Origin of the sequence: Larkinella insperata (assembly GCF_026248825.1) — a bacterium.
Lineage (GTDB): Bacteria > Bacteroidota > Bacteroidia > Cytophagales > Spirosomataceae > Larkinella > Larkinella insperata.
This window is the reverse complement of record NZ_CP110973.1, coordinates 5,569,725-5,586,794: the sequence shown is the minus strand read 5'-3', so window position 1 is coordinate 5,586,794 and position 17,070 is coordinate 5,569,725. Positions and strand designations below refer to the sequence as shown.

The following is a 17,070-nucleotide window of genomic DNA, read 5'->3' as shown; positions in this document are numbered from 1 at the left end:
ATTTACGGCGATCTTTCCTGGCGCTAAATCCCCCGTTCGATCCGGTAAATAATGACCGGATTATTGGCGTAGATTGTTCGCTTATCGGCCACCATCCCGGTTTTAAGAGCCACTGTCTGTGACGGAATGTTTTGCTCGTGGATGATTGAAATCAGGCTGTTACTAAGAGCGTTGTTGAACGCGTGTCGCTGACACAAGAAGGCCGCTTCGGTTGCGTAACCGCGGTTCCAGAACTGGGGCAGAATCGAATAGCCGACTTCCAGCTCCTCAACCTGATTAACAACCTGGACGAGCAAGCCGCATTGGCCCACAAAAGCCCCCGTCTGCTTGTCGATCAGCACATTCATTCCTCCCCTATTGGTACGGTATCGGTAAAAGGTCTTTTCAAACCAGTTGCGGCAATTCAGGACCGGATCATCGGGTTCACCTTCCCAGTATTGCGTGGATTGAGGATGCTGGTAAAAGGGTAGCCAGTCGTCAAAATCATCCGGTGACAATGGCCGAAACCGGAGCCGCCGGGATTCTTGGCCGGTTAACAAATAGTTCATCGATGCGAGTAAATGGTTTAATTGCAAGTAAGCATTTACGCTAATTTCAAATCTAACCTCGCCATAGAATCGCACGGGATTCAAACGCCGGTTTTTTCCGTGGAATCAACTCATTTCAGGTCATCGCAAGGAGCGAAAAGGGCGTTAAATCCCTTGAATCGACCCATACCGAATAGTTACTTTTTAGTTTATTTTTAATTCATATGTTAAATATTTTTAATCTGTTTTTAATTTGGTGCCGGCTAAGAGCTTCTCTATTCATCTGCATTCCTAAACCAGTAAGCAGGTAACTGCAAATCCTATTCACCTCGGGTCAAACTACCTACAACAGGTATCCTGATGGATCATCAATACGATGAGAAGACGACTGTGCATGGTAAATTCTTCTAAGCTTTGCTGCAAAGAAAGCTGGAAAACCCTTGTCAGTCCTGAACGGCTACCCGTAAGCCAATGCCACTCATGTAACCACTAACAATATCTTCAAGTAGTCTAATTCAATAATAGAGGTGTTTTCATCTCCATCAAGTGTATGAATCATTCACGTTTATCTCTCTCTGTCTTTCTTTACGCCCTGCTGGCTTTGCTGGGGTTGAGTGCCCCGCGCCCGCTGGCGGCCGCCCCGGCCCAGCAAGACCCCCTCTACCCCGTCTGGACACCCCGCGCCCCCGCCCAAAACAAACGCGTGGAGGCCCCCAGCATCGTCTACAACAAGAAAATCTACGTCTTCGCCGGGCTCACCCCCAAACTCCAGATCAACAACTCCAACGAAGTCTACGACCCGGCCACCAACACCTGGACGTACTTCGCCCCCATGCCCCTGGACCCCCAGGGCAAGCCCCAGGCCGTCACCCACAACGGCATCGCCCTGGTCGACAATATCGTCTGGATCGCCGGCGGCCGCGTGGGCAACAACCCCGGACCGGTCACCGACAAGGTCTGGCTCTACAACCTGACGACCGACTCCTGGAGCCCGGGCCCGTCCCTGCCCGCTCCCCGGGCCGCCGGGGGCCTGGTGCGGGTGGGCCGCCGGCTGCACTTCTTCGGGGGCTTCGGGGCCGCCGTCTGCAACGACGACAAGGCCGACCACTACGTCTATGACCTGGACAAGCCCGCGGCCGGCTGGCAGACGGGGCTGGCGCCCTTGCCCGTGGCCCGCAATCACTTCGGCACCGTGACGGTGGGCGGGCTGATCTACGCCATCGGCGGGCAGTTGGGCCACGACTGCGGGGGCGGTCAGGACCAGAAGCTGGTGCACGCCTACGACCCGGCCACCGACACCTGGACGGCCAAAAAGGAGCTGCCCTTTGCCACCTCCCACATCGAACCGGGCAGCTTTGCGCTGGACGGCATGATCCGGGTGACGGGCGGGGAGCGCAGCGGCCAGAACATTCTGCAGTACGACCCGGCCACCGACAGCTGGGCGATCATCGATCAGCTGCCGACGGCGCTGATTGCGGCCTCGGCCAAGGTGATTGACGACCAGTACATTGTCTCTCACGGGGGGGCGCCGGGCAGCCAGCAGAGCCAGGAGGCCACCTGGATCAAAAGTCTTACGCGCACCCGCAACTCCCAGCTGGCTTTCTGGCCGGGTCAACTGGAGGCCCGCGCGCGGGTGGGCCAGCGTGTGCGGCTGCAGCCGCTGGTGGGAACCTACTCGGACGCGACGCCCTACACGATCGATCCGGCGGGCTTGCCGGGCTGGCTTAGGGTGGAGGTATTGGCGGGTGGCACCGATGAGGCCGGCACGCCGGTGGCGCTGACGCTGGACGCGTCGGGGCTGGTGGCGGGGGAGTACCGCCACACGGTGGTGGCGCGGGCGGCTGGTTACCGTCCGGCGTCGGTGACGGTGCACTTGAGGGTGGAGGGGAGTGATGCGGGGGGTGTGGGACCGGTGGTGGCGCGCATCAACGCGGGCGGTCCGGCGGTGGTCAGCAACGGGGTTTCCTGGAGCGGTAGCCAGTACTTCACCGGGGGCAAGTCTTACACCAATACCAAGGTGACATCCATTGCCGACACCGAGGACGACGTGCTTTACCTGACCGAATACAGCGCCACGAGCAACCTGGGCAGTTTTGGGTTTGCCCTGCCGGTGGCGGTGGCGGGTCAGTACACGGTGCGGCTGCACTTTGCCGAGATCTACTGGGGAGCCACTGGGGGCCGTGCGGGAGGTGCGGGTCAGCGGGTGTTCAGCGCGAACCTGGAAGGGGGAGCCGTGGAGCTGGCCAACTACGACATCCTGGGGGAGGTGGGCAGCATGAGGGCGGTGGTCAAGACGTTTGAGGTGGGGGTAAATGATGGCGTGCTCAACATCGACTTCACGGCCTCGGCCAACCAGCCCAAGGTCTCGGCCATCGAGGTCTTCGGCCCGGCTGTTAGCGCAAACAACCCGCCGGTTTTAGCAAGCATCGGCAACCAGGCCGTCAATGCGGGCAGTGTGCTGAAGGTACCGCTGTCGGCGACGGACGCGGACGGGGATGCGGTGACGATCACGGCCACGACCCTGCCAGCTTTTGCCAGTTTGAGCAACAACGTGCTGACGTTTGCCCCGGGCGCCCAGGTGTCGGGCAGTTACTCGATTACGGTGCGGGCTACGGATAGTCGGCAGGCCAGCGTTCAGGAGACGTTCACGCTGCTGGTCAACGCGGTCCCGGCGATGGGAAACATTCTGGTGAGTTTCAGTCTGATGAATGCGGATACGGATCAGGAAATCAGGGTATTGGCCGACGGCGAGCCGTTGAATCTAGCGACGTTACCGACGAAGAATCTGAACATCCGGGCTAATACGAATCCGGTCACGGTAGGATCCGTGGTGATGGTGCTGAGTGGCAAGCAAAACCGTACGCAAACCGAAACAGGGGCACCGTACGCGCTGTTCGGCGACACGAACGGAGATTATCGGAACTGGACCCCGGCCGTGGGCAGCTACAGTTTGAAAGGCACACCGTATTCCAGTGCAGCAGGACAGGGTGCCGCTGGCACACCCCTGGCGGTCAACTTTACCGTTGTGAATCAGGCACCAGCGGCTCGCCTGACCGTTGATGCCGAGCAAGCGGACGTACGGGTTCTGTCTTATCCCAACCCTTTCACCGAGTCGTTCACAATAGAGATCAAAGGCAAACCCTCCGGTACGTTACCGTTGATGATCCGTAATCTGTACGGAAAAGTCGTTTATCGAATAGCGGATGTTCAATCCGGACAGGTAATTACCCTGGGCAAGCAATACGAAGCCGGAATGTACCTGTTACACGTTGGAGAAGGCAGAAAAACAAAACGATTCAAACTGGTCAAAGTCCAGTAAACGGGTTTATAAGTAACAAGCACAGCACCTACTCGAAAGCAGGTGCTGTGCTTGTTTTAATGACACTTTTCCGGGCAGCGGTAATAATCTTTTGCGCCGGACGGGATCAATTATTTTACCTTCATGATCTTCAGAATACGGCTTTGTTTGGGCGTACTCACCCGAAGCAGTAAAAGACCCGCCGGTTGTCCGGCTATCGACAAGTGGTGTTGCTCCTGCGCACTCGCCATTTCCAGGTAACGCTCCGTTACCGTTTTTCCTTGCAAAGTAACAACCTGCATCCGCACTGGCTGACCCGTCACTCCCTGAACCTTGACGGATACTTCATCGTGCAAGACCGGATTGCCCAGCAGCACAACCTGAAGACCGTCCGCTGCTTCGGCCGACAACCGTGCCCCTGCGGGTTGATCGACAACCGTGAAGCTGATCGTTCGGGAACCGCCCGCCGTACCGCCCGCGGCTGAGCCGCTGTAAGGCGTACCTGTCAGACTATAGCTACCCACCACTGGGGTCCAGTTTTTGTAATCCCCGTTCGTGTCGCCGAACAGCGCGTATGGAGCGCCGGTTTCGGTTTGCGTGCGGTTTTGCTTGCCACTCAGCACCATTTTCACCGATCCCACCGTGATTGGGTTCGTGTTGGCCCGAATGTTTAGATTCTTCGTCGGCAGGGTGGCTAAGTTCAACGGCTCGCCGTCGGCCAGTACTTTGATTTCCTGATCCGTATCCGCATTCATCAGACTAAAACTCACCACTTGCTGAGCGGCCACTGTTTCGGGATTGACCGTGACGGTTGCCTCATCAATGGCGGTTGCCCCCTGATCATCGGTTGCCGTTAAGCGAAATACGTAGGTTCCGGCCGTTAAATCGCTGGCCGTCAGGGTTAATGAATTTGCTGAAGTCAGCGTGGCGGCAGGCCCCGTCACTTTTGTCCAAACCGTACTGGCAATCTGTCCATTATCGGTGGCACTACCCGCCAGACTCACCCGCGTGGTCGGTAAACTGAGTTGCTGGTCGGCGCCGGCACTGACCGTTGGAGCCGGGTTCGGAGCGGGTGCGTTGATGCGGAGGGCAAAATCATCGCTGACCTGCCCGCCCTGCCCATCATTCGCCGTTACGCGAAGCGAAAGTGTGGTGCTGCCGGGAGGATTCCCGCTAAAGGTCCGACTGGCGGCATTGAAGGTCAGCCAGGAAGGAAGGGAAGCCCCGGTCGATAAACTGGCCGAGTAGCTCAGCGCATTGGCGTCGGGATCGCTGAAAGTCGTGCTGGGGAAGGTATAGGCAAAGTTTGTTCCGGCGGTGGCAACCTGATCGGGAATGGGATTGGCTACAACCGGAGCCTGGTTGGCGGGCGTGCCTCCCAGACACTTGGTCTCAGTTCGCGTCAGCGCCTGAGCGGAAGACGACGAGACTGAGGAGTGATACATCACGATCCGGTCCAGCAGGTGACCCGCCGAGCGCGCCGAAATCTGCATTTTGTACACCCCGGGCGAATCGAATTCTACCATGACATACATGGCATCGCGGTCGCTGACAAAGGTGTTCCAGGCCCAGTTCCAGACCCCGGCGTTAAAATAAACTTTAAACCATCCATCGCTTCCGGCGCCGTTCGGATTGGGGGTTTTGCCCGTACCGTATGGGTAAACCCGGCGGGTGTTACGCTCACCGTAGAAATTACTGGCATCGGGGAAGCGCAGCCAGGTGTCGTTATGGTCGGTCAGGGAAGTGCCCAGCCCAACGCGGTTGCGCCACTGAAAAGTGTACTTACCCGGTTGGTTAATTTTGATGGTCGTTTCAATCAGACCAATACCGGTTTTGGAGAAGTTTTGGGCACCGGTCCAGTCGATGTAACCGCTGCCGGTATAGCTGCCAACGGCGGTTTTCTTTTGCCAGCCAGCGGGCAGGTTCAGCGACTCCGTTTCGATGACCACGACGCCGTTCTGTTCCTCATAGACGGCCGGGCAGGTGGCTATTCGAAGGGGGTTGTTGATGGTCGTTGGCGAACCAGTGCTTCCGGCTCCAGCGGCAGAAAAATCGGTCAGCAGCACACCCAAACAGGTGAGCAAAAAGTAGAAGTGGTTTTTCATAACGGTTGAATAAGAAATAATTAGCGTTAGCGGAGGTACTTGGTCTCGTTCCTGACAATTTGTATGCCGAAAAATTTTCACCGGGCGCAGATAACGGTTTTAGCCGGCCGGGATTGTACGGAAGATGACCCTAAAACGGTGAGCCATCCGGTCAAATGAGGACGTGAAGAAAAACTGAATAGGTTCTGGCAAAAAAGCAAAAAAACGCCCCAAACCGGGTGGTCGGGGCGCCTGGAGCCGCATGGGAAGTTAAGAAGAGCGACTATTTTTTCTCGAAAGCGAAATCGCCCGGACAGAAGAAAGTGCGATGGGACGATATCCAGTTATGTTAGTTTTCGGTACATAAACTAACTCCGCCGGTGCGGATCGACCGGCGGAGTCAATGGCGCATCCACAGACGCAACGAAAAGTCCAGACGGTTTGCCCGAACGTCAACGCATCCGTTAAAATCTTCGCAGGTTCTGGTTCATATACACCCGCATCAGCCGTTCCAGAAATTTGGGGGTATTTACGTAAACCGCCACCTCCCCGCTGGCTGGTTGCTGCGGATTGAGCCTCGTGTAGCCCTTATCATCCACCGTGACGTGGGCGGGTTGGGTCTTGAACAAGTCGGGCCAGAGCACCATGCCCACCGCCACGGCATCGTACAGCACCGGATCGCGGTTGTAGTCCCACAGCGTTTGCAGTCCACACAGCGAACTGGTCAGCGGGCTCTGGCGCATCAGCAGCTTCTGCCGAAAAGCCGCATCGGCCTTCACAAACGTGGTGACGTCTAACCCGGCGTACGTGATCGGAACTCCGCTGCTGACAAACGTCTTGGAAGCGGCCACATCCGCTTTTACATTCCACTCGGTGTCGATGGTGGGCGAGCCGTTGTAACCAATGGAAAAAGAGCCAAACATGGCCACCACGCGCTTCGCCAGCTTCAGCGCGCCGGGGTCGCGTTTGACCAGATCAGCCATGTTCGGAACGGGGCCGACGGAAATAACCGTGACCTCGCCCGGGTACCGGCGCAGTTGTTCGCGGATAAAATCCACGGCGGGCTGACGGATGGGCTTTTTTCGGGTGAATCCTTTCGCGTACTGAAACTGATCGGCGTACCAGTTCGCCCGCTCGTCGGTCTGCCGGGTATCGCGTCCGACGGCCACCGGAATGCTGTCCAGTCCCCAGTCGTACAGCAGTTGGCAGGCCAGTTGCGCCCGGTCGTCGGTTCGGCCGTAGCAGGTGGTGATTCCCAGCACTTCCAGTTCGGGGCTGGCACACAGCAAGGCCAGGGCATAAGCATCATCAATGTCATCGCCAAGGTCGCAGTCAAAAATAACTTTCATGCGATTCTTGGCCGTGGGTGTCGTAGGTTGCGGTTGCGCCATTGCGGTGTATCCAACGCTAATGAATAGAGCAGTAAGACAGGCAATTCGCCAAAAATTCGGAAACATATGCATAAGGAAGGTTTAAGATTACTGGGTTTAGTTCGTCAGAGGCCAGGCGGGTTTCAATTCCCACACGTCCAGCGCGGTTAAGGTGGCGGCTCCTCCTTCGCTGAATAAATCCAGCCCCGTGCCTTTGACATCGTTGTTGAAAATACCGCTACCGGTTTGGCCGTTCACAAAAATTTCGAGCATGGAGCGGTCCAGAAACAGCCGCATCTGCACGCGCTGCCCTTTTTTGAGATAGGCCGGCCCCTGCCCCAACTCTGGATAGGGAGCCGGTATTTTCAGGTTGTCCGCCGCCCCAAACTGGTCTTTCGAAACATCGTAAAAAACCGTTGTGCCGCCCCGCCCGCCCGCTGCCGTCCGAACCTTCAGGCCAAACCGGGTGGCCGTTCCGGGATCAAATTCCGCGATAATCTCCAGCGCATCGCCCTCGATACCGGCCAGTAAATCGGTCGCGCCGGGCCGAATGAGGACGTTCTTCCGCTGGTCATGTTTACCCCGCAGAACCGCTACTTCCGGCACTGGTTCCTGATGGAGATGGTCGCCCTCCCGCGTCAGAATCCGGGGCAGTACGTGCGCGCCGTACCAGAGAATACCGTCCACCTGCCCCGAAGTGTACAGGTGCATGGCCTGAATGATCCGGCGCTCGGTTCCGCCCGGGCCTTTGTGGTCAATGGCCAACGGATTGAAGCAGTGAAACGGGTTGAGGTAGTCCAGCAGTTTGCCGGTCGGGTCGTCCGGAACGAAAGCGGGTTTTGATTGGTCGAACCGTCCAACCCAATACTGCACGGGCCGCGTTCCGGTGATCAACACGTGTTTATCGCCGAAGGGCAGCAGGTACGGGTATTCCGTAAAGCCCTGCCGCTGCTGATCGCTGCGCGGTGCGGGATGCTTGCGGGCGTCGAAAATCGTGCCCCGTTCGGTCCAGTTGACCAGATCGGGCGAAGACAGCAGAACGATGGCGTCGCCCAGGTCGCCGGGGCGTTCTCCCCAATGCTGGCGCGTGGTGAGCGAATACCAGGTGTTGCCGTCTTTCCAGGTGTGACCGTCGTGGTGCACCTGGTCCGTCATGACGGCCTGCTTATCGGTAAACGAAAGCAGATCGTCGTGGCTGCGGGCCAGCACCCCGTATTTCCCTTCCTTGCCGAGCGCCGTGTAGATGGTGCTGAGCTGCCGTTGATCGTCGAAAAACAGGTTCGCCAGCCAGATGCCGTTGACGTCCAGGTCGGAGTCGGGCCAGAGCGCAATGGGGCGGTCTTTCCAGTGAATCAAATCGTCGCTGACGTAGTGGGCCAGCGGATTACAGGCTAGCAGCGATACGAGGTTGCGGTAACTGAAAATGTGGTACTGCCCCTTGTAGTAAAACGCCCCCGCCGGGTCAAGAATGGCGTCCATCGGCGCCGTCAGGTGGTAGGTGGGGCGCCTGGGGTCGCGGGCCATGAACCGGCGCATAGCGAACCCCAGCTTTTCGCAGGCAACGGTATCTTTCTGGCGGGAAGCCGTAAAAAATGCGTGGTAGTCGGCCAGACAGCGCTGGGCCTCGGAAACCGGCCCCGGTCCCGCCAGCGCCGAAACGCCGGACAACCGGGCCAGTTCGGCATCGGTCAGAGCGCGGTTCCAAACGGCTGCGTGGTCCATCAGGCCGGTGAAAAGCCGCTGGAATAGAAAGGCAATCACCGGTTTGGGAAAACTCGAAACGGGCGGGTTGTCGATCCGCCAGCCGCCCAATACCGTCGGCCCCGTCAGAATGGCCTGCGGCTTGCCCGGTACAGAAACGTGGTTCAGCAATTGGCCATCCACTATAAAATCCAGGAAGCCAGCCCGGTAGCGAACGGCCACATCGTGCCAGGTATTCAGGGTCAGCGGAGAAAGCGGGATTTCGCGGTACATAGCCCCATCGGCATCCGCCACCCCCAGAATCGCGACCGCCAGCCCGCTTTCGTGAACAACCAGCGAAAACAGGTTTGAATGGAACAGTCCGCCCGTTTTGGTGGCTTTCACGCGGGTGAACACCGTCAGGGCGTCCGGTTCCGGAAACGGTTTGCCGCCGGGTGTTGACTCCAGCGCCAGCCAACTGCTGCCGTCGAATGTCGCCACGGTCCCGTCACCACCTCGTTTCCGGGAAGCCGCCCGCTCGTCGCCGGATAGGGGCACGCCCATTTTGACGCCCTCACCCTGAGTTTTCAGGAGCGGGTGCCCGCCGGTTGCATCCGTTTCGTCGGCCAGGTGCCAGACCACCTCCGCGTCTGACCACGGCTTCGGCAACCGGGTCCGGTCACCGCCCGGCTTCGTTTGCGGAAGGCCGTCCAGCGCCATCAGGCTCAGCAAAACCGTCAGACCAGCTACTTTTATCATTCCGGGGACAATTGATTTGTCAAAAAAGCCGCCCGATTGCTCAGGTGGCGTTAAATCTACTTAATAACCCGGATTTTGAACCAGGGTATTTTGCCCGCCGACGGAACTGTTGACAATTTCGGTCAGCGGAATGGGCAGGTATTCGCTCTTGCCTTTCGTAAACGAAGCTCCGTTCAGGTAGGGCCGTTTGGTTTTTTCGGCGGTAAAATAGGCATTCAGAACCGTATCGGCGATGCCCCAGCGCACCAGATCATAAAACCGGTGGCCTTCCATCGCCAGTTCCAGCCGCCGTTCAAAGCGCACAGCTTTCCGGGCCACTTCTTTGGAAGTCCAAGCCGCCGTATACGGTTTGATCTGGTAGTTGGCCGCGGGCTGGCTGGTTTCGTTGCCGCTGGCGTCCAGTTTCTTTACGACGCAGTTTTTGGCCCGGTTGCGCACCAGGTTGACATACTCCTGTGCCTTGGCCAGACTCCCCACTTCCACTTCGCACTCGGCGGCCCAGAGCAGAATGTCGGCAAACCGGATGATGGCGTAGTTGTTGGCGTTTGGCCCCATCGCCCAGCCCACGGTGGTCGAGAGCGTGCCGCGTTCTTCCTTGCGATATGATCGCTTTTTGGGGGAATACGGCCCGGCATCGCCCGCCGGGTTGGTCCAGTTGTCGCCCCCGTGCAGGCCCCAATTCAGGTAGGCAATGCCCCGGCGCCCCACCGTGTGGTCCAGACGCGGATCGAGGGGCGTGGTTTCGTCGGGTGTAAACGCATCGGTCGACAGCAACCCGTCATCGTTTTTCAGATCCGACTGGTTGAAGGTATCCAGCAGCGGCAAGCCGTTGGCGTCGGTTTTAAACGAATTGACGAGGTTCTGGGTGGGTTGAAAAAAACCGCAGCACTCGCCCGGCCCCACGAGCGGGAAGTTCAGGTGCTCGCCGTAGTTGGCGTTGGCGCTCGACCCGCTGCCGTCGTTGACCGACGACTGCACGGCGAACACGGACTCCTTGCTGTTTTTGGTCGAAATCTGAAAATTGTCGTAGTAGCAATCGTTCAAACCGTATTTAAGCCCGTTCGGTGTTACGCCGTTGGCAATCAGGTCTTCCAGCAAGGGCTTGGCTTCGGTAAATTTGTTTTGAAACAGATACGTTTTGGCCAGAAAAGCTTTGGCCGCCCAGGAATTGCCCCGGCCTACATCCGTCTGCGTAGCGGGCAGATTTTCCTGCGCAAACTGAAAATCGGCTTCGATGAACGGCCAGGCTTCCTTGTCGTTGGGCACCTTGGTGTCAAACATCGTTTCGTCGATGAGGGGCACGCGGTAATAAATCTTGCGCAGTTCGAACAGGTAGAAACCCCGGAGAAACCGGGCTTCGGCCCGGAAACGGGTGGCCGTGGCTTCGTCCAGATCGGGCGTTTTGGCTACGGCCCGCAACACGTCGTTGCTCCGCGAAACACCGTCGTAGAGGGCAATCCACTTATCCGGCACGAAGTTGTTGGAAGGCAGCACGTTGTTGCGCTCGAAGGCGTTGGCATCGGCCAGGTCGGTCTGGGTGCTGCCTTTGTAGGCATCGTCGGAAGCTACGTCGCCGATCAGCCAGTTGGTGGCCGCCGAAGCCCGGCCTTCGTTGCGTCCCAGCCAGCCGTCGGGGCTAGCCCCCACGCCGTCGAGCAGTGAGTACGCGCCGACCAGCAGGGAGTTGATGCCATCGCGGGTGAGTAATTGAGATTCGCTGGCGACCCCCAGCGGTGGAGTTTGGTAAAACGAATCGGTACAGGCTCCGGCCCCGGCAATGAGCAGGCCGGTCAGGATATAAAGTCGTAGTTTCATGGGTAAAAATGCGTTAAGATCGAATCGGTTACCGGATTAGAAAGTGAGACTCAGCCCCAGCGTGTAGGTACGGGCCAGCGGATAAATTCCCCGGTCAACACCGATGTCGCGGTCGGCACCTCCCCCGTAGTTGGCCAGGTTTACTTCCGGGTCAAGGCCGGAATAGTTCGTGATGGTAAAGAAGTTGGTGCCTTGCAGGTACACCCGCAGCCGGTCAACTTTCACTTTGTTCACCAGCGCGGCTGGCAGGGTGTAGCCAATCTGAAGGCTTTTGCCCCGCAAATACGATCCTTTCTCAATGAAGTAGGTGGAAGCCTGCGACTCGTAACCGGCCGCCAGCGAGTTGATCTGCGGTAAGACGGCCCCCCGGTTTTCGGGCGTCCAGCTATCCAGAATCCGCACGCTGCGGTTGCCGGTGAAGTTCTGGAAATCCGTCCGCCACTTCTGGTAGTTGTACAGGTCGTTGCCCGATACGCCCTGGAGGAACAGGGCCAGATCGAAGCCTTTGTAGTGGGCGCTCAGGTTCAGGCCGTACGTGAATTTGGGATGGGGGCTGCCGATATAGGTCTGGTCGTTGTCGTCAATGGCCCCGTCGCCGTTCACGTCGCGGAACTTGAAGCGGCCGGGTTTGTTGTACAGCGCCCGGTCACCGCCCTGCGTGGGGTGGGCGTCGGCTTCTTCCTGCGACTGGAAAATACCGTCGATCACAAAGCCGTAGAACGAGGAAATCGGATGGCCAACCTGCGTGCGGGTAAACGAAGGCTGCCGGGTGGCGAAACCGGTAATGAACGATTCGGAACCACCGTACAAATCCGTCACCACGTTGCGGTAGGTAGACCAGTTCAGGCCGATATCAAACTTTAGTTCGTTGTTGACTGCCGAGCCGTGGTAATTCACCAGCGCGTCGATTCCGCGGTTGCGGATACCGCCGATGTTTACGGCGGGCCGACGGTTCTGTCCATCGGTGGCCGGGCTCGGGATTTCCAGCAACAGCTTGGACGACTGGCGGTTGTAGGCATCGAGCGTTAGGTCCAGCTTGCCTTTGAACAGGGTTACGTCCAGTCCGATGTTGGTCATGGTCTGGGCTTCCCACTGCGCCGTGGGGTTGCCCTGGGCGGCTACTTCAAAACCGGGTACCACCGTTGTGTTGGAGCCGTTGATGGGGTAGGAGGAGGAATTGAGGTTGGAGCCGTAAGTAGTGTACTGGTTATACGGGTTGATTTCCTGGTTGCCGGTCTGTCCCCAGCCCGCCCGCAGCTTCAAGTCGTCGATGGCTGAAACGCCTTTCAGGAACGATTCTTCCGAGAGCCGCCAACCGGCGCTGAAAGCCGGGAAGGTGCCCCAGCGGTAGGACGGAGCAAACCGCGAGGAAGCATCCCGGCGCAGGGTGGCTGAGAGTAAAAACCGCTCTTTAAAGGCATAATCCACTTTGCCGAACACCGAAAACAACCGCGTATCCGATCCGGACCCTGACGAACTCAAGACCGTTGAACCGGCATTCAGGTACTGAAAATCAGGATTTTCGAAGGCGAAGTTGGCCTTGGAGGTCGAAAAATCCCGGTATTTGTTGCGGACGGCTTCCGTGCCCACAAAAGCGGACAGGTTGTGGAAGTCACCGAGCCGTTTCTTGTAGGCCAGCGTGTTGGTCCAGGTTACGTTCAGGTTGTAGTTGGACGAAACCTGCAACTGGGCGTTCTGGGCCAGCAGAAACGATTCGGGAGCCGCCGGGGCAAAATTCGACAGGTTCCAGTTGCTGTTGTCGACGCCAAGGCTGCTGCGCAGGGTCAGGTCTTTGATCAGATCCACTTCCGCGTAGACGTTCCCGAACACCCGCGAGGTATAGCCATGGTTGTCTTTGTTGCGGTACAGGCGCGTGTAGGGGTGATCTATCCAGGAGCGGCCCCCGGCGAAGTTGCCACCTACGTCGTAGATCGGCATGAACGGCGGCATCTGATAGGCCAGCACCGCGCTGTTTTCGTCCCGGATGATACCGGCCACCTGGTCCGTGTAGGCAAACTGGAGGTTTTCGCCCACGCGGATGTTTTTCTTGACCGTAAATTCGGTGTTGGCCCGCAGCGAATACCGTTTGAAGCTCGTGAATTTCACAATCCCGTCCTGCGAATAATAGCTACCCGAAATGGCGTACCGGTTCTGGGCGTTGCCGCCGGTAACCGAGAGATTATGACTTTGCATCGGAGCGGTCTGCATGACGGTATTCCACCAGTCGGTGCCGGTTTGGTTGGCCCGGGCAAACATGAATTTGGAAATACCGTACTGCGGATCTTTCGGGTTGTTGGTGTAATTGGCGGGGGCTACGCGCGGGTCGCCTTCCATCGCTCCACCCTGCAACAACAAATAGTCCGGAATCCGGGGCTGGGCACCGTCGCCGAACGTGGCATCCACCGGGTTGCCGGTTGTAGAGCTTACGTTGCCGATGTTGCGGTAATTCTGCCAGACCACGTCCGCATACTGCTGCGTGTTGAGCATGGCGGGGCTTTTGGTGGGCGTTTGCACGCCGTAAAAGCCATCGTAGGTGATTTTTGACTGGCCCTGTTTTCCCTTTTTGGTGGTAATAATCACGACGCCGTTGCTGGCCCGGGCGCCGTAGATCGACGCCGTGGAGGCATCCTTGAGCACCTGAAGCGTTTCCACGTCGTTGGGGTTGATCTGGTTCAATCCGCCCTGCGTCGGAACACCGTCGATAATGTAGAGCGGATCGTTGCCGCCGGTGATGGAGCCAATTCCCCGAATCCGGACCATGACGTTGCCGCCCGGCTGCCCGTCGTTTCCGATGGTGACCCCGGCCACCCGGCCCTGCAACTGCTGCCCCACGTTGTTGGCGGGGACGGCCTGCAAATCTTTCGCCGAAACCGTCGAGACCGAACCCGTCACGTCCCGCTTGGCCTGCGTCGAGTACCCCACCACGACGACTTCATTCAGGCTCTTGGTGTCGGGCGTCAGTTGAACGGTAAAATTCCGTTGGTTGCCCACGGTCTGCTCCAGAGCCTGATACCCCACGAACGAAAAAACCAGCACGGCTTCCGGCCCCGGAACGGTCAGCTGAAAGTTGCCGCTGCCGTCGGTGGTGGTGCCCTGCGTCGTGCCCTTGATCGTAATCGTCACCCCGGGCAGGCCGTCGCCGTTGTCGGAAGCGGTCACCCGACCCTGCACCGGAACGCTCAGGCTGGCGCTCGAAAGCGTGGGCGAGGCAATGGCACCCGAGGTGGGGAGCGCAGCGAGCGGGGTTTCAGCACCGGGTTGCTGCGGGATAAACGAAACCGGCGGATTGGCGCTGGTGCGGCTGCCCCGGATCAGCAGGGAGCCGTTTTTCATTTTCCGGTAACTTAGCCCGTGCGGTTTCAGCAGCCGGTTCAGCACCTGTTCGATGTTCTGGCTGGTCGGGGTTGCGTGGCTCTCCACCTGAATACCGTCCACAATTCGTTCCGCGAACAGGATATCAACACCGTACTGGCGGCTGAGATCGTTCAGAACGTCTTTCAATTGTTTGCTTTGCGGGCTGGATGGATTGCCCCGCTGCTGGACGGCACCCTGCGCCAGAAGCACCGACTGCGCCCGGCCCGGCGAAATTCCGGCCAAAAGAGACCCCAGCAACAGGGCTCTGAAGTACTGTTGGCGTAATCTATGAAACATAAAAGATGGGTTTAGGATAATTTATTGAAGGGTATCTACGGGTTGTAGTTCGATGTGATTGCCGTGTTGAATAGCCCGCAAGTCGAGGATGGTTTCCAGGGCCTGGATAAGCTCGCTGGCGGTTTGTGCCCTGAAGCGCCCCGAAATTCGCTGTTCGGAAAGCGTGCTGTCGCCCAGCGCCACCTGCACGCCAAACTGGTCGTTCAGCAGGTGCAGAACGTCCGCAACCGGGGTGTTGTCAAAATGATACCGGTGGTGTTTCCACTCCGAAAACTGCTGGGGACGAACGGTTTTGGCAATTTTAAGGCGGCCGGTGGTTTCGTCCAGGCTGACAATGTCGCCGGGCCGCAGGTTGAGTTGTTTGCCGGACCGGTAGTTGATTTTTACGCGGCCCTTCTGGAGCGCCACGCGGTTGGTGTTGGCCCGGGTGTAGACGACGAACTCCGTTCCGAGCACTTCCACATCAAAGTCATCGTCGGTTTTCACCACAAACCGGCGGTGGTCGGGTTGCCGCACCACGTTGAATTCGGCTTCTCCCCGCAGCCGGACTTCCCGCGCACCTTGCCCGAAGTCGAATCGCGGGATGGTCAGGCTGGAATTGGCGTTCAGGGTGACGAGCGTGCCGTCCGACAGGCGTTCCTGACGGATTTCGCCGTAGCCGGTTTCCAGGGTTCGGTATGCCCACCGGGAGCGGCCCAGGTAGAGGCCCGTCATCAAGAAAACAAGCAGGACGGCGGCTACGGCCAGAAACCGGCCATAGAGCCACCGGGGCAACAGCGGCTGGTTCCGCCCGACCTCCTGGCGGGTGTCGGCGGCATTCTGGTCGATTTTCGCCAGCAGCTTTTCAAAATCATCTTCTTCGTCGGTGACCAGCTGCCAGTTCTGGCGCTCCCATTCTTCCAGCCACTGGTAATACAATTCCCGATGGGCGGGTTCCTTCAGCCACTCGATCAGCAGGCTGCGTTGCAGGGGGGTACTGCGTCCGGCAAAGTGTTCAAACAGGGTTTCTTTCTGAAATGGGGGAGTCATGACGGATTGACGGTCTCGGTTGGGCGTAACGTGGAGTAAAGCGGTTAGTACAGGCCAATGGCGCTGAATAGAAGCCCGGTGATAATCAGGGCTTTGCGCAGGTGGGATAAGGCTTTCATGAGGTGTGCTTCCACCGTTTTCAGCGAAATGTGCAGTTCGTCGGCAATCTCGCGGTGCTTCTTGTTTTCGAAGCGGCTCAGCAGAAACACCCGTTGGCACTGGGGCGAAAGCGAACGGATGGCCTGTTCCAGCCGTTGGTAAAGCTCCGTTACCAGCAGAATTTTCTGGGGATCATCGTCGGTATACACGGCTTGTTCCAGTTCTTCGTCGATCGGGTCCAGAAGCATCGATTTCTTCCATTCCTCCTGCGTGTAGTTGTAGACCCGGTTGCGAACGGACGTAAACAGGTAAGCCCGAAACGAACCGGTGATGTGGAGGTGGGCCTGGTTTTTCCAGAAGTTCAGAAATATCTCGCTCACGATGTCACAGGCCAGTTCCCGGGAATAAACAAACCGAACGGCGTGGCTGCACAGGGGCCGGTAATACCGCCGGAAGAGCAGCTCGTACCCCTGCCGTGCATCCAGTTCAAACGCCTGCCGGATCAGGTACTCCGGATCGGTCACTTTGGAGTCTGCGTGTAGGTGAAAGGGGGTCGGTTCTTTACTGTTTGGGGTAGGGAAAGGAAGCATCGGCAAGCGGGTTAACGAATAGCTGTCTACAAGCGATGACAGAAATTTCCGGCTATACCCTTAGAAGGCTGGATATATTTTAGAAAAAATTTATCTGTAAAGAGAGAAGGTACAAAAGTTTTAAGGTCAAATGACAGTTTGCCGATTCGCCAAACCCCGTCGGTCATC

9 protein-coding genes are annotated in these 17,070 nt (G+C 58.0%); 1 reads left to right on the top strand and 8 read right to left on the bottom strand.

Annotation, left to right across the window (positions count from 1 at the left end):
* Positions 1-23: 23 nt before the first annotated feature.
* A complete protein-coding gene (locus OQ371_RS22455) occupies positions 24-548 on the bottom strand; it encodes a GNAT family N-acetyltransferase (RefSeq protein WP_265990572.1) in 525 nt (174 codons plus the stop codon).
* A 529-nt stretch (positions 549-1,077) separates the two neighbouring features.
* Between OQ371_RS22455 and OQ371_RS22450 the strand changes: the two genes are divergently transcribed.
* Positions 1,078-3,846 carry a Kelch repeat-containing protein gene (locus OQ371_RS22450; protein WP_265990571.1) on the top strand — a complete coding sequence of 923 codons (2,769 nt, stop codon included), beginning with the start codon at positions 1,078-1,080 and terminating at the stop codon, positions 3,844-3,846.
* Positions 3,847-3,956: 110 nt separating this feature from the next.
* Here the strand turns inward: OQ371_RS22450 and OQ371_RS22445 are convergent, their stop codons facing one another.
* The 7 genes from OQ371_RS22445 to OQ371_RS22415 form a co-directional block, all read right to left on the bottom strand.
* Positions 3,957-5,930 carry a PKD domain-containing protein gene (locus tag OQ371_RS22445; RefSeq protein WP_265990570.1) on the bottom strand — a complete coding sequence of 658 codons (1,974 nt, stop codon included), beginning with the start codon at positions 5,928-5,930 and terminating at the stop codon, positions 3,957-3,959.
* A 443-nt stretch (positions 5,931-6,373) separates the two neighbouring features.
* Positions 6,374-7,258 carry a nucleoside hydrolase gene (locus tag OQ371_RS22440; protein ID WP_265990569.1) on the bottom strand — a complete coding sequence of 295 codons (885 nt, stop codon included), beginning with the start codon at positions 7,256-7,258 and terminating at the stop codon, positions 6,374-6,376.
* A gap of 138 nt (positions 7,259-7,396) precedes the next feature.
* Positions 7,397-9,718, bottom strand: a complete 2,322-nt coding sequence (locus OQ371_RS22435; protein ID WP_265990568.1) for a glycoside hydrolase family 32 protein — start codon at positions 9,716-9,718, stop codon at positions 7,397-7,399.
* A 60-nt stretch (positions 9,719-9,778) separates the two neighbouring features.
* On the bottom strand, positions 9,779-11,533 hold the full coding sequence (locus tag OQ371_RS22430) for a RagB/SusD family nutrient uptake outer membrane protein (protein ID WP_265990566.1): 1,755 nt from the start codon (positions 11,531-11,533) through the stop codon (positions 9,779-9,781).
* Between the two features lie 36 nt (positions 11,534-11,569).
* Positions 11,570-15,184: a SusC/RagA family TonB-linked outer membrane protein gene (locus OQ371_RS22425; protein ID WP_265990565.1), complete on the bottom strand. Its 3,615-nt coding sequence runs from the start codon at positions 15,182-15,184 to the stop codon at positions 11,570-11,572.
* 21 nt (positions 15,185-15,205) lie between these two features.
* Positions 15,206-16,213 (bottom strand): FecR family protein, encoded by a 1,008-nt coding sequence (locus OQ371_RS22420; protein ID WP_265990564.1) that lies wholly within the window; start codon positions 16,211-16,213, stop codon positions 15,206-15,208.
* A gap of 44 nt (positions 16,214-16,257) precedes the next feature.
* On the bottom strand, positions 16,258-16,902 hold the full coding sequence (locus OQ371_RS22415) for an RNA polymerase sigma-70 factor (RefSeq protein ID WP_265990563.1): 645 nt from the start codon (positions 16,900-16,902) through the stop codon (positions 16,258-16,260).
* Positions 16,903-17,070: the final 168 nt, after the last annotated feature.